Here is a 14,689-nt window from a genome sequence, read left to right as displayed (position 1 = left end):
AATTTATTAAAAATAAAGGACTTACCATGAGCGCGCACCCATACGATGTTTTATCACTTAATAACGGCGCAAATATTATTTTTACGCCTTGCCCTGGTACAAAAACGCAAAACCTAGCGGATTCAATCGCTACATTAAAAGCCGCTGGCACTCACATGCTGTTATCGCTTATGCCGCAAAAGGAGCTTGAAAAAAACAACGTACAAACAATTAATACTGAGTGCAATAAGCACGATATAACCTGGTTTCATTTACCTATAAATGACGACGAAGCACCCAAACAGCCTTTTACATCAAGCTGGAACACCCACAAAACAGACATACTACAAGCCATACAGCAAAAACAAACCATTGCCATACATTGCAAAGGCGGCACTGGCCGCACAGGGTTGGTTGCTGCGCTTATTTTAAATTCGGCAGGTTACACAAAAGATGAGGTATATAGCTTAGTACAAGGTATTCGCCCTAAAGCACTGACTATAGAGCTGCAAAAAGAATACTTTAATAACTTTGAGGTGTGAGGGAAAACAGGGGAATATGTTAAAGCTCATTCTTAGTTACCCTTGGTAAGCTTAGCCACTTATTAACGGTAACTAATCGTAATTATGTAAACCAAAAAACCTCCAAATAGGAATGAGCCAAAACCTGCAGGCCTAAATGTACTTTTAAATTTTTGAGCTGACCACACAGCAATTAAATACACCTAACTCTCCTAAAAACTAATGCCTGCATAGGGTAATACAGTCGGACTGGACTAAAGTTAGCTAAAGAGTAGTGAAACCAAGTACTTTACGCCTCTTAATACTGTTGCTATTAGACTCGCAAGCTCATGTAGTAGAAACGATCATCTTTTCTATCGACTGCAAATCCAATACGGCTATATAACTTAAATGCTGGGCTACGCTGAAATACTTTGAGGTCTATGAATTTGACGCTGTGTTGTCGAGCTATATCAACTACTTTAGCAATAACAAGAGCACCATAACCTTTGTTTTGAAAAATAGCTGCAATCTGAATGTCGCGAAGTTGGCAACGCCCTTCATCAAAAGATAAGCGCACGACACCTATGTGTTGATCCTTACACAAAATATCAAAATTTTTGAGGCCTTTGGTTGCTTGGTAAATGTTTTCTACATCCCAATCTACCGCATACATTTCGTAATAGGGTTTCATATTGTTAAACGTAAAGTGCGCGGCAGCCTTTAAGTCTTCAGTAGCAACAATCTCTAGCATCCATCTAGCCTCAAAAAAGAATTAATACTCAATAAACTAATTAGCCACTTTAATTGAATAAGCTAAACTGCGCTATAAATTACGCGTGCTAATTGGTTAATTAGTTTTAACCAGCTTTCAGGGGATATATTCAACTTTTAATGTAAAAGAAAAAAGGTAATATCAATATGACCGCACAGCGTTGGTCGCTGCGCTTATTTTAAATTCGGCAGGTTACACAAAAGATGAGGTATACAGCTTAGTACAAGGTATTCGCCCTAAAGCACTGACTATAGCATTGCAAAAAGAGTACTTTGCAAGTTTTAGCAGGTAATAAAAAGCTAACGTAAAACAGCAAAGCTACTAATAGTTAAACGCCCATTAATTGGATCGCATACATAATCGTTAGCCGCATTTATATTACCAGAGTGCAATAAGTTGCTTGGGTATATAACAACCCGATTTAACTTTGCCTCTACACTGTAAACTTGCTCAAACAAAGCTGTACTGCCATTTATATAATGTGGGTTTTTGTGAAGCTTTTGCGCCATGGCTTGCTGCTTAATAGTTTGCCTATATGGCATAAGTCGCTCTTTTGTTATGCGTTCATACCCTAGGGCTCTATGCTTATAAAATGAAGTGCCACCATGCGTTTCATCACATAAAAAGTGCACCATAGCAAGTTGATTCATATTAGGTGTATCAAAATGAGGGAGCATTTGTATTGGCCTTAGCTCATCAGGTTCAGTGCATGCAATTGAAAAAGCAGAAAGTATTACATCAAACTCGCTTTTATCTGTCATATCAAAGTGTGAATTAATAATTGGCGCAAGGTCTTTTAACCGCTCGATATAACTAAGCGGTGCTGCTTTTCTTACTCCTGGATAAAAATCACTTTCTTGTGCGCAAAATGTTTCTCTGGCGTTTTGAGAAAACACAGCAAAATTAATAAGTTCATCTACATTATTTACAAAATCATCAATAACAATAATTGGGGTTTGCTCCTCCCCAACAGTGTGTATCTGTAACACCATATTTTTGTTAAGTGTAAAATCAATCATCGGCTAAATTAAGCACCGCATTTTTACGCTCAATCAATGGGTATATTTGGCCAAGTGAGGTTATAACAGTATAAATAGCGGGTAATAAAGCGCGTTGATGTAAAAGCGTAATTTGATCACTATTAAGTTGTGCGAGTCTTTCTTGATTAATAGTGTATAAGCCGTTTAACTTTGTTTTTTGACTGTTCTGAAACGTTACCTCAAGCGATAATGGCTGCAGTAGCTCATGCTGTAACAAGGTATCTATTAACTTTTTATTGTCTATTTCGCCTTGTAGTAAATGCCCTAAACACTGCTTTATTTTTTTAAAATAACCACTTTCTTCTGCGTTTTGGGTATAAATTGGTTCTAAATCATTCTGGCTTTGCGCTTGGTTATTAATGACTGCTGGGCTATTTAAATTAATACACACAGGGTATTGAGTTTGCTTTGCATGAGTATCACCAACAAAAAATGGCTGACGCTGTAACTGAAGCGGTAAATATACTCCCTGCCACTGCGAGTGCTGATAAAACAAGTTCTCATGTTGCTCAAAGCCTAATAAAGCATTGAGTGTAAACTCCCCTGTTTCTGAGTTTTTTGCAAAAACTATAGGCTGCTGAACGGCAATTTGATTAAGTTCTGCCATAACAACAGGGATCATATTAATGTTTTCAGCGTGTGATTGTGCTTTTTGTGTGTCTATTTTTATATGCTGATGAGCACTTTGCTCTAATGCGACTAAATTTTCCATGCGTGTCTCTTTATTGTTTTTATGTGTAAATTTTTAAGCTAAATAGTGCTAAAGCCATGACTCTTAATTTTATTTAACAATTCTCGGTTACTAGGTAAGTTAGTGACTGCTTGGTTTATCATGCTTTTATTTTTATCAAACTGACTTTTAGCAAAATCAGTGTCTTTAAGCATATAGGAAATTGTGCTGTAGTCACTTTTAAAGCCCATACCATATAAAACATATTGATAACTCGCCGCTGGAAACACCTCATTGTTACTTGTAAAGTCGTGGTCAGCAGGGGCGCGGTATTGCCATAATTTCATTAGATCTTGTAGGCTTTGAGGAATCGTTTTTGGGTCTCTGTTATCACGCCAAAATGCGTTATCGTCACGGGTTGATAAAATATAGTGTAACTTTAAAAAGTCGATTATTTTTTCCCACCTGTAGCTAAACGTCTCATTAAAGCGCTTGGCGGTAATATCCATAATATCGCGGGTGTGGGGGAGTTGTTCGCTTATCATTTGCGCTGACATTTCTACTAATACCAATGCAGAAGCTTCAAGCGGTTCCAAAAAGCCAGCCGAAAGCCCTACCGCAACACAGTTGTTCTGCCAAAAGTGTGAGCGATGGCCACTTTTAATAGGGATTTTTCTAATTGTTAACGACTCTATTTTATCGCCAACATACTCTTTAAGCTTTTCTCGTGCTTGTGCTTCGCTACTGTATTTACTCGAATACACATAACCTACCCCACGGCGGTGTTGTAACCCTATATCCCATATCCAGCCTGCTTCTTGCGCTGTTGAAATTGTGTGAGACGCAATGCTCTCATCTTCATTCTCATAGGGGACTTGCACTGCTAAGGCGGTATCGATAAACAGCACATCATCGCAAGGCATAAAAGGAACCTTATAATGCTCGCCTAATAACAATGATGAAAAACCGGTACAATCGACAAATAAATCACCGCTAATTTCACCTTGTTGCTTTGTGGTAACACTTGCAATATCGCCATTTTTAGCACTATTGACCTGTGTTACATCAGCTAAAAAATGTTTAACGCCAAGCTCCTGCGTACAATGTTTTTGTAAAAAAACGGCAAATTTTGCCGAGTCTAAGTGGTAGGCATAATTGGCTAAGGCAGCATATTCTGGGGTGCGAATTGTTTTAGGAGCAAGCCCTTGCTCACAAATAGCTTCTTGGTAACACACTGCATTTGAAAAAGACGTTGACTCAGCGGTGTTATTTAACCAATGCCCTGCCATATCTGTTTTTGAAAAGCCCTGTGGCAAAACTAATGGGTGATAATAAAAATCATCATTGCTGCCATCTACCCATTTGGCAAATTTTGCACCTTGCTTAAAGCTTGCTTCGCACTCACGTATAAAGTCGGTTTCGCTAATACCAAGTGCTATTAATGTACTACGCATGGTAGGCCAAGTGCCTTCACCAACACCTATAATTGGTACATTTGGAGATTCAACTAGCACAACATTAAGGCCATCGGGGGTATTACTTTTATGGTGCGCCGCTAATCGTCCTGCTGTTAGCCAGCCCGCTATACCACCACCAACGACAACCACTGTTTTTATTTTTTTATTTTGCTGGTTCATACTTGTTACCTATAAAGGCATATTTAAAAAGTGGCTATTACTAAATGTAAAAGCCACTTTATTAATTAAAGTTAAAAACTACCGCGAATACCTAACGCAAAACGTCGTCCGCTATCTTCAACCAATAATAATTGATTAGAAAAACGACCACGCTTGTGCACATACTCTTCGGTTAAGTTAATACCTTCAAAAAATACCGATACATTTTCGGTAATGTCATAGCTGCCGCTAGCATCAAGTTGTGCGTAATCTTCCACAATTGTCACACCATCACCATTTAGCTGTGTAAGTGACTGTACGAAGCTATCGCGCCAGTTATAGGCTAAACGCGCTTGAAATGGTCCATTCTCATAAAAGCCAACCACATTATAAGAGTCGCTTAAGCCTGTTAATGCAAATACTTGAGTTATATCTGCAGGGTCTAGCTCTGCATCACTGTCTACAAATGTTGCATTAACCATAAAGCCAAAGCCACTGTCAAAACTATGCTGTAAGGCTATTTCCCAGCCATCAACAATCGCCGATTCGCTATTATTTGGTAAGGTGTTTGTAAATACAGCCGTTGAGTCGGCTGCATCAGGGTTATCTACATCGTTACCTGTTGAAGGGTCAGTCAACAATCCGCCACCAGACAATTCAAAGGTTAAATCTTCAGTGGTATTGATAATGAAGTTAGCAACATTCTTTCTAAAGTAACCAGCGGATAAATAACTGGCATCAGCGTAATACCACTCTAATGATAAATCTAAGTTATCAGAGGTAAACGGTTCAAGTTCAGGGTTACCAGAGCTTGATGTTAAATTGCCCCCCTGCCGAGTTGTTTCGATTACAGTTACAGGCGACATACTATCGAGTGTTGGTCGTGTAATTGTTTGTGATACAGCAGCACGTGCTATTAGCTCATCGCTTATTTCAAGCTTTACACTAAAGTTAGGTAAAATCGCTTCGTAATCTGAACTTGCTGAAATATTTTCTACGGCGCCAAAGTTTGCGAGCATTTCCGTTTTATCTAAGATCGTTAATGCACTAACTGGCTCGTCTGTGCCTTTTACTTCTACATCGGTGCTTTCGTATCTAAAGCCGGCTGTTGCGTATAAAGGCATGCCTGCAAGTTCAGCTTCAAAATCAAATTCTGTATAAAACGAGAAAGTATCTTCAGTTATCTCAAACGACTTATTACGCTTAACTGCATCAAAACTAATAGGCTGACCATTCGCTGCAGCTATTTGCTCAAGGTACGCAAAGTTTGCCTCACCATCATGTGCAAGCCATGACGTTGGCATACGACCGCTGCCGCTCACATCAGATAAAAAGTCATCCCCTGCGTCAAATACAAATTGCGCTAAGCCATCCATACTTGGGTCATCTGGGTAACCACAAAAAGTACAGTGAATACCAACACCTTCGTTATCCCAACGATCGAGATTTTTTGTTTCAGTTGAATACATAGCACCAAATTTGACCGAGACTAGGCCTGATGTACCATCGTTATGCCAAATGCTATCCCAACGAAACTGATCCACGGTATCTTCTACAGCCCAACCACGGCGTAGCATTACATGTGCTCGGCTATTGGCTGTATCTAAATGGTTTGATACGCCATCTGGTGTAACTGCAGGGTTATAAGCAACACCGTCCAGCTCTTGCTGGCCGCTATAAATGTTAGGGTTAGCAGAGGCAAACTCACTCGCATAAGGTAAAATACCGCCATCCACTTCAAATCGAACTCGGTTAGCATAGCCAATCAACGATAACTGATCCCCGCCACCATTATTAGCCTCACGCTCAGCTTTTGAGTGGCTTAAATCAAACTTCATATTTAAGTTATCGTTTACATGCCAATCAAAGTTTAAACCTAATGCGCTAGAGTTGGTTAAACGATCAAACTTTTTAGCGTGCATATCGGTGGCAAGGCCTACCTCTTGATATAAATCAACCACAGTGCCATTTTCATCAACAGTTGGCCCTGCAGCGCCGCCAAAGCCTTCTAAGTTTGGCGCTGTAAACCAATGCCCATAAGACGTTGTGTCTGCTTCTACATCAAAATCAGAATAGAGCGCATCAGCAGTGATAACTAAATCATCTGAAGGTGCGTACTGTATTACTAAGTTTGCATTGGTACGTGTACGTGTTTCTGTTGTTACTTTATGATCGTAATTACGCGGCGAAAAAATATTACCGGTGTATGCTTGCCCGCTTTGAGTTTGCGGGTTTGGGACGCCCACGTTTTCTAACCAGCCGTCTACCTGCGCCTGGTTTAAGCGTGTTTCGCGCTCTTGGCGAGAAACAGCGAACAAAACCCCCAATGTGTCATCATTAAATGTATTACTAATTAATCCAGAAATTTCAGGTGTAGTTTCTTCGCTATTTTCATCGTAAATACCCTTAACGCTACCTGCCACTTTAAAACCGCTAATCGCAAATGGTCGCGCAGTATTTACATTTACTGTTGAGCCAATACCACCAGATTGCATAGTGGCTGTTGAGGTTTTAAATACATCTAAGCTTTTAACTAGCTCTGATGCAATAGTATCAAAGCTAAACGCACGGCTTTGATTTTCAGAGGCCATTTGGCGACCATTTACAAGCACAGTATTAAACTGCGGGCCAAAACCACGCACCGTAATAAGCTGCCCTTCACCGCCTGAACGGTCTATTGAAACCCCCGTAATTCGCTGTAAAGACTCAGCTAAATTTGTGTCAGGAAATTTACCAATATCTTCTGCTGAAATGGAGTCGACCACGCCGCCCGCTTCTCTTTTGGCATCCATAGCTCGGCCAAGCGAGCCCCTGATCCCGCGTACTTCAATTATTTCTGGTTCTTGTGCTGCTGTCTCTGCCACTGCAGGGAGCGTTGCCATTGTGCTTAGTACAGCTAGTACAGCACTGGACACGCCATTTTTTTTATAGTTAGCCATGTTGTCAGTTCTCTCGAAACTTGGGTCTATTAAAATAGATATTTGCCCATCTTCGCTAACATGCGGTTGCAACCCTGTGCCATCGAGTAAAATCTGTAATGCGTTTATTATTGAATACTCGCCAGCAATAGTATTTGTTTGTAACTGCTGAATTTTATCCAGCGGAAAAAGCAAAGTAATATCGGCTTGCTCGGCAAAATTTATTAGCGATAAATCGGCCCTTTGTCTTGGAATATTAAACACAGCTTTATCGTTTACAGCGCTCGCTTTTACCTCGGTGGTGAGTAAGCTAAAAACCAGCGCATAAAGCGGTAAACAAAGCGGCAAATGTAAATATTCCTTGTGTATAGTTTTTGGCCACACACAGAACAAAGACGAGTGACTTTTTATTTTCCTCCATAAATTTTTTTTATTTTTTTTTAATAAATTATTTTTTTGACTAGCCATGCTAATTTTTTTTATGCCTTTATTATTTTTATTGTTTGCGCTTTTAACTGTATTTTTAAACAATTAAAAATACAGTCCACATTGCAATTTTTTACTTATTAATTAAAAAGTTAAAGTTTCTAAAGTACAGAGCCAGTACTTAGTAAGGTATTTATAATGGCAAAAACTGTAGTACACTTCGCCTTTACATTACAAGCTTTATGCCCTTTGCGGTTAGTGAACATTAAATTTAAAAATAAAAAAACTTATTTATTTTTTAAATTTAATGGCGGATTTTTTCTTACCATTCGTCTTAGTTTGTATTGGCAAAACAATAACAATAATTGCCGTAAACACACACACGAGACACACACTAAATGACGAAAGACACACTTTTTTATAAGGTCTATTTGGCCTCGCGCAAAAGTCTCTCAAATGTAGTTGCACGTATAGTGCCGCCACATGAAATTGAAGATATAGTGCAAGAAACTTATGTGCGAATTTGTCAGATTAAAAACACTGAAAACATAAGCTCACCAAAATCTTTTATTTATAAAACGGCGCGAAATTTAGCGCTCGATTACCAAAAGCAAGCCAATATACGCCTAGTCGATGGGATCGACAACATGGAAGCGTTAGAGCAACTCTTATCGGAACACCAGCAAGACGAAATGTACGAAAAAGCACTCACCGATAGTGAATTTTCTAATTTTTGTGAAGCCATACGGCTTTTACCTGTGCAGTGCCGTAAAGTGTTTGTATTAAAAAAAGTGTATGGTTATTCGCAGCGAGAAATTGCTGCTCAATTAAACCTTAGTGAAAGTACCGTGGAAAAACATATAGCAACAGGCATGAAACGTTGTACGCAATTTATGCGTCAATCTACAAAAAGTGTTTATGGGCAACCAAATACTTCTTCGCAGCTAAATGCAGGAGGGAGGAATGAGTAATGTTCATCATATAAACGAACGAAACACTAGCGACGATGCGCGCCTTGATAAAGCAAGTGAGTGGCTGGCTAAACTTGATCGTGGACTGTCTAAGCTCGAAGAACAAGCATTAAAGCAATGGTTGTCACAATCTTATAAAAATGTAGAGGTGTTACTTGAAGTAGCACAGCTGTGGGACAAAATGGACGACCTCAGCCGCTTGTCAGATCTGTTTCCACAAACACCAGTAAAACAAAAACGCCTCCCTGTGTGGTTAGGTGCAACAGCTGCATCTATTTTATTAGCTGTTGCACTTAGCTTTTTTCAAGAAGCGTTTAACTTTTCATTTTTTTACCCGGTTAATCAATCAGCTGTGGTTGCTAAACAGCTTAATTTTCAAACCGACGTAGGTGAAAGTAAGGACATACTGCTTTCTGATAAAAGTAAAATCACCTTAAACACAAATAGCTTTGTTCAAGTGAGGTATACCCAACACGCTCGCGTAATAAATTTACTGCGTGGCGAAATTCATATAGACGTAGCTCACGATAAAATGCGCCCTTTAAGTGTTATCGCTGGTGATAAAGTTATTCAGGCTGTTGGTACTGCATTTAATGTAGAAGTAGGTCAAAAGCAAATAGAACTGATTGTGACAGATGGCAAAGTCCTTGTTGCAGAGCAAAGTACCAAACCGTTACCAAATCTTTCCCAAGGGACTAATAAACAAGGTCAGTATTTATCAAATAGTTCAACTTCGGTGTCAAAGGGAGAAAAACTTGATTTAAGCTTCAAAGGCAAAATTGCTAAAGCGGCCGAAAAAGTTGATCCTATGGATGTAGCCGCTAGATTATCGTGGCGTAAAGGTAGCTTAATATTTAGAGGTGAATCACTTGCTGAAGCCATGGCTGAAATCAGCCGCTATACAAATATAGATTTCGAGCTTTCAGAGGATGACCGTCTCAAAAAAGTACAAGTAGCTGGCATGTTCAAAACGGGCGATATTAAAGGACTGCTAGAAGTATTAAACAATAATTTTAATATTGATTATGAAAGAGTTAGCCCAGATAAAATTCGTTTAAAATACGCAGCACCACACGTCTCAATATAGTAAAGTACACAATAATAAAAAACCAGGACACACAATTATGACATCACCTCTCTCGCCGAGCAGTAATAGCTCGGCGCACACATTGGGCACATGCTCTCTTTTTTACGTAATTTTTATCTCTGCCGTGGCTGCTATTGGTGGCTTTTTATTTGGTTTTGACTCGGGTGTTATTAACGGCACGGTGTCGGCACTCGGTAATGCGTTTAATTCAAGCAGTGTAGCTACGGGCTTTAACGTAGCGTCTGTATTACTTGGCTGTGCCTTAGGTGCACTTGCTGCGGGGCCGCTGGCTGATAAGTTTGGCCGGCGTGCAATTATGATCATCACCGCGATTATTTTTGCCATTAGTGCGTTTGGTTCGGGCATTAGCGAAAGCTCGGCCGAGTTTATTTTTTACCGCTTATTTGGTGGCTTAGGTATTGGTGCTGCATCGGTATTAGCGCCGGCTTATATTGCAGAGGTTGCACCACCAGCCCTTCGTGGTCGTTTAGCTACATTACAACAACTCGCTATTGTATTGGGTTTATTTGCTGCATTTTTAAGTAACTATTTAATTGCTGATGCAGCAGGTAGTGCGCAAAATATTTTAATGCTTGATATAGCCGCTTGGCGTTGGATGTTTTGGGCTGAGCTTGTGCCTGCAATACTGTTTTTAGTGGGTGTGTTGTTTATTCCTGAGTCGCCTCGTTATTTAGTGGCGCAAGGTAAAGTAGACGATGCAAAAACAGTATTTAGTAAAATTTCGAACGACAACGTTGCTGAGCAAATAAGCGATGTTAAAAGCTCCTTACGCAGCGATAAAAAGCCAAGTATTCGCGACTTATTTATTGATGGCAGTAAAAAAGTACACCCGATTGTATGGGCGGGTGTTGCGCTGAGTGTGTTTCAGCAATTTGTAGGTATTAACGTGGTGTTTTATTACGGCTCTGAGCTTTGGCAAGCTGCTGGGTTTGATGAGTCGCAATCGTTATTTATAAATGTATTAGCGGGTACGACTAATATTGTATCGACCTTTATTGCTATTGCCCTTGTTGACAAAATTGGCCGTAAGCCACTGCTATTAGTAGGCAGTATTGGTATGTTTATCAGCTTAAGCGCGCTTACTTATATATTTGGCAGCGCAGGCCTTGATGAAGCAGGCAAGCTTGTACTTAGCGATAACATGGGTACGTTCGCGCTTATTATGGCTAACTTATTTGTGGTATTTTTTGGTTTAAGTTGGGGCCCCGTTGTGTGGGTGTTATTAGGCGAAATGTTTAATAACCGTATTCGTGGGGCAGCGCTTGCTGTTGCTGCAAGCGCGCAGTGGATTGCTAACTTTGCCATTACCATGACCTTCCCTATTATGCTGGCTAACATAGGCCTTGCCGGAGCGTACGGATTTTATGCTTTATCGGCACTTATTAGCATATTTTTTGTGGCCAAATACATTACAGAAACCCGTGGTAAAACACTTGAGTCTATGTAATTAGCCCTGAAAGCGGTGAACCCTTTTCACCGCTTTGTGCTTTTTAGGTAAATGATTGATTCAATAGCAGTATTAAACCATCTAATAATTACTGCGCTAAACAGTGGCTTACCCCTCTCGTTCAGTATTCCTTTTTACTATAAGTAATCGATTTAAATTCCTTTTTTGAATATAGAAAATTAGCTATTGTCCGCGTTTTCCCACTACGTATGTCTATCAAAATGAAAAATAAGTTAGTATCTGGTTTGGCCCTAACCCTTACTTTAGGTTCGTTTAACGCATTTGCTACCAATGGGTATTTTACTCATGGTTATGGCATGACCCACAAAGGCATGGCGGGTGCGGGTGTTGCGCTATCTGAAGAGTTAATGTCTGGCGCTAATAACCCTGCTACCTTTTTAGCTAATGGTACGCAATTATCTGTGGGCTTGGAGCTTTTTTCGCCTGATCGAAAATACTCAGCATCCGATGTAGATACCTTTTACCCTGACGCATTTTACCTGCAAGCAAAAACCCAAAAAAGTGATAACACTTTATTTGCTATTCCTGAGTTTGCTATTGGCCACCAGCTTAATGACAAAGTAAGTATTGGCTTATTAGTTTATGGTAATGGCGGTATGAACACCGACTACAGCGCCGATTCAGAGCCTGAAGGCACATTTTATGCTGGCACTACTGGTGTTGATTTAAAGCAAATGTTTATTAGCCCAACAATAAGCTACAAACTTAACGAGCAAATACGCCTTGGTGTATCACCAATTTATGCAGTGCAGCAGTTTAAAGCTACAGGCCTTGGAAACTTTGCGCCTTTTTCGCAATCGCCCCAAGCCCTTACTAATAATGGCACTGACACCAGCACAGGCTTAGGTATTCAATTAGGTATTAGCCAAGATATAAACTCGTCATTAAGCTTGGGAGCAAGTTACCGCTCATCAGTATCTATGCAAGAGTTTGATAGCTATAAAGGTTTGTTTGCAGAGCAAGGTGGATTTGATTTACCTAGTTCGCTTCAAATTGGCGCAGCTTATAAAATTACGCCAAACAACCAGCTTGTATTTGATTGGCAAAAAATAAATTACAGTGAAGTAAACAGCATTGCTAACCCGATTGATAATTTAATGTCGGCTCCACTAGGTGCCGATGCAGGCGCAGGCTTTGGTTGGGACGATATGACCATTTATAAACTTGGCTATCAGTGGCAGCGTACAGCAAAACAAAAAATTCGCTTTGGTATTTCGTATACAGAGCAACCTATTCCTTCATCAAACGTTTTACTTAATATTTTAGCGCCAGGTGTGCAAGAATGGCATTTTACTACGGGGTTTAGCCATTCTATTAGTAACACGGTACAATTAAATGCAATGGCTTTTTACTCGCCAGCTAAAAAAGTATCGGGTGCTAACTACTTAGCGCCAAACCAACAAGTATCAATTGAAATGGAGCAATCAGGCCTAGGTGTGTCGGTTGTTTGGGGAATATAAAATGGTTACAGAGTTTACGCCAATAGCGGCAGCTATAGGGGGTGCTTTAATAGGAATAGCGTGCGCACTATTACTGGTTTTATACGGAAAAATAGCCGGTATATCAGGCATTGTTAAATCTGTTTTTAATAAGCAAACGGCTGAGTCGCGTTGGAAATTATACTTTATTGCAGGGCTATTATTAGCCGGTATTGCGGTGCGTATATTTGCGCCGTCTTTATTAGAAGGTGAGCTGAGCTTATCGCCTGTGCTTATAGTTGTAGCTGGGCTACTTGTCGGTATGGGCACCTCATTAGCTAATGGCTGTACAAGTGGCCATGGCGTATGTGGCATGTCGCGTTTTTCTACCCGTTCGTGGGTTTCAACATGTACATTTATGGCCGTGGCTATAATTACAGCAAACCTAGTAGGGTAAAAAAATGACAGCAGTAATTCATGTTATTTTAGGATTTATATTTGGTTTAGGGCTTATCATTAGTGGTATGACAAATCCCGACAAAGTACTTAACTTTTTAAATTTTCAAAACCAATGGGATGGCAGTTTAATTATTGTAATGGCTGTGGCTATGGGAATAATGATGCTGGCATGGTTTTGGGTTGCCAAAAAAGATAAACCACTGCTTGGTGATACGTTTACTTTAAGTGATGTTAAAAACATTAGCCCTCGGCTAATCACTGGCTCTGTACTGTTTGGTTTAGGATGGGGATTAAGCGGCATATGCCCAGGCCCTGGCCTTGTGCAACTTACTTCACTTAAAATGGAATTTTGGTTATTTTTTGCAGCCGTACTTGGCGGTATGTGGATAGCTAAAAAAGTATAAATTTAACCTCGAAAGATATACGGCCTTAGTCCTTCATTAAAACTGGCAGGTATTAGCTTGCCAGTTTAACCCTATTTAAATAGCCTCTCTTTCCTTGCCTTGGCTAACTATTCATATAGGTACATAACTTGCTGCTTACTCTTTTAAGTTTATAAAAGAGAGGTAAGTAATGTTTGCTACTACTTTTTACAACCTAACAGAGCAACCTTGGATGGTTATTGCTATTTGTTTAGTTTCTATAACTATAGCTTTGTTTTGTATCCGCTTTTTTATAATGTACTGGCTTAAAAAGTGGACCTCTCATACAAAATTTATATTCGATAGCTTACTTATCGCCTCTATCTCTAAACCGCTCACCCTTTGCACAATTATTGTGCTACTCACCATTATAGAGCAAGGGTTGTTAATACAAGGCGAGCCGGTTGCGAGCTATATGTCGTTTTCGACCATTAATATTATTTTGGGCTTAGTAGCTATTATTTTATTTTTTGACCGCTTTTTTGTGGGCACCATTAATTACTACAGCAAAGAGTCGGCGGTAATTTTTAATTCGCAAAGTATTATTAAAGGCATTATTAGGGTAAGCGTTTTATCGGTCGGGGCTTTAGTGCTGTTAGGCACCTTGGGTATTTCTATTACGCCTATTATTGCCTCGTTAGGTATTACGTCATTAGCGGTGGCGCTTGCTCTGCAACCCACCCTTGAAAACTTTTTTTCGGGCGTACAGCTTGTTATAGATAAACCCATACGGGTAGGGGATTTTATTGAGCTTGAGTCTAAGGAGCAAGGCTTTGTAGAGAAAATTGGTTGGCGCTCTACATGGGTTAAAATGCTGCCAAATAATATGATTATTATTCCGAATAGTCAGCTTTCTAAATCGCGTATTAGTAGGGCGTGTTGATCTTTGATGTTTGAATTTGCAGCAGCGTGTTTGGTT

13 protein-coding genes and 1 pseudogene are annotated in these 14,689 nt (G+C 39.9%); 9 read left to right on the top strand and 5 right to left on the bottom strand.

Annotated features, from left to right (window positions below):
• Nucleotides 1-26: 26 nt before the first annotated feature.
• Entirely contained in the window at nt 27-521 is a 495-nt protein-coding gene (locus tag PAT01_RS07540) for a phosphatase domain-containing protein (RefSeq protein WP_104642955.1), read from the top strand.
• Between the two features lie 292 nt (nt 522-813).
• Here PAT01_RS07540 and PAT01_RS07535 read toward each other — a convergent pair whose 3' ends face one another.
• Nucleotides 814-1,233, bottom strand: a complete 420-nt coding sequence (locus PAT01_RS07535; protein WP_154945259.1) for a GNAT family N-acetyltransferase — start codon at nt 1,231-1,233, stop codon at nt 814-816.
• A 172-nt stretch (nt 1,234-1,405) separates the two neighbouring features.
• On the opposite strand from PAT01_RS07535, the pseudogene PAT01_RS20230 reads away from it, so the two are divergent.
• Nucleotides 1,406-1,546: pseudogene (locus PAT01_RS20230) on the top strand (protein phosphatase); the annotation flags it as partial.
• Nucleotides 1,547-1,553: 7 nt separating this feature from the next.
• Here PAT01_RS20230 and PAT01_RS07525 read toward each other — a convergent pair.
• From PAT01_RS07525 to PAT01_RS07510, 4 genes are all read right to left on the bottom strand, one after another.
• The gene (locus PAT01_RS07525) at nt 1,554-2,273 is read right to left on the bottom strand and encodes a DUF6445 family protein (protein ID WP_154945258.1); all 720 of its coding nucleotides are present in this window, start codon (nt 2,271-2,273) and stop codon (nt 1,554-1,556) included.
• Nucleotides 2,266-3,006: a SapC family protein gene (locus PAT01_RS07520; RefSeq protein WP_154945257.1), complete on the bottom strand. Its 741-nt coding sequence runs from the start codon at nt 3,004-3,006 to the stop codon at nt 2,266-2,268. The genes PAT01_RS07525 and PAT01_RS07520 overlap by 8 nt, the downstream gene beginning before the upstream one ends.
• A gap of 38 nt (nt 3,007-3,044) precedes the next feature.
• Nucleotides 3,045-4,601, bottom strand: a complete 1,557-nt coding sequence (locus PAT01_RS07515; RefSeq protein WP_154945256.1) for a tryptophan halogenase family protein — start codon at nt 4,599-4,601, stop codon at nt 3,045-3,047.
• A gap of 71 nt (nt 4,602-4,672) precedes the next feature.
• Nucleotides 4,673-7,966: a TonB-dependent receptor gene (locus PAT01_RS07510; RefSeq protein WP_029772169.1), complete on the bottom strand. Its 3,294-nt coding sequence runs from the start codon at nt 7,964-7,966 to the stop codon at nt 4,673-4,675.
• Nucleotides 7,967-8,322: 356 nt separating this feature from the next.
• Between PAT01_RS07510 and PAT01_RS07505 the strand changes: the two genes are divergently transcribed.
• From PAT01_RS07505 to PAT01_RS07475, 7 genes are all read left to right on the top strand, one after another.
• On the top strand, nt 8,323-8,895 hold the full coding sequence (locus PAT01_RS07505; protein WP_004585933.1) for an RNA polymerase sigma factor: 573 nt from the start codon (nt 8,323-8,325) through the stop codon (nt 8,893-8,895).
• Nucleotides 8,888-9,982 (top strand): FecR family protein, encoded by a 1,095-nt coding sequence (locus PAT01_RS07500; RefSeq protein ID WP_004585932.1) that lies wholly within the window; start codon nt 8,888-8,890, stop codon nt 9,980-9,982. The genes PAT01_RS07505 and PAT01_RS07500 overlap by 8 nt, the downstream gene beginning before the upstream one ends.
• Before the next feature lie 37 nt (nt 9,983-10,019).
• Complete coding sequence (locus PAT01_RS07495; RefSeq protein WP_054982226.1) at nt 10,020-11,450, top strand: sugar porter family MFS transporter; 1,431 nt, start codon at nt 10,020-10,022, stop codon at nt 11,448-11,450.
• A gap of 221 nt (nt 11,451-11,671) precedes the next feature.
• On the top strand, nt 11,672-12,931 hold the full coding sequence (locus tag PAT01_RS07490; RefSeq protein WP_138579853.1) for an OmpP1/FadL family transporter: 1,260 nt from the start codon (nt 11,672-11,674) through the stop codon (nt 12,929-12,931).
• 1 nt (nt 12,932) lies between these two features.
• The gene (locus PAT01_RS07485) at nt 12,933-13,346 is read left to right on the top strand and encodes a YeeE/YedE family protein (protein ID WP_138579854.1); all 414 of its coding nucleotides are present in this window, start codon (nt 12,933-12,935) and stop codon (nt 13,344-13,346) included.
• Nucleotides 13,347-13,350: 4 nt separating this feature from the next.
• The gene (locus tag PAT01_RS07480; RefSeq protein ID WP_138579855.1) at nt 13,351-13,752 is read left to right on the top strand and encodes a DUF6691 family protein; all 402 of its coding nucleotides are present in this window, start codon (nt 13,351-13,353) and stop codon (nt 13,750-13,752) included.
• 169 nt (nt 13,753-13,921) lie between these two features.
• Nucleotides 13,922-14,653: a mechanosensitive ion channel family protein gene (locus PAT01_RS07475; RefSeq protein ID WP_249318365.1), complete on the top strand. Its 732-nt coding sequence runs from the start codon at nt 13,922-13,924 to the stop codon at nt 14,651-14,653.
• Nucleotides 14,654-14,689 lie beyond the last annotated feature (36 nt).

This window comes from Pseudoalteromonas atlantica (genome assembly GCA_007988745.1).
Lineage (GTDB): Bacteria > Pseudomonadota > Gammaproteobacteria > Enterobacterales > Alteromonadaceae > Pseudoalteromonas > Pseudoalteromonas atlantica.
The sequence above is the reverse complement of the archived record's forward strand: the minus strand, read 5'-3'. Positions and strand labels throughout refer to the sequence as shown.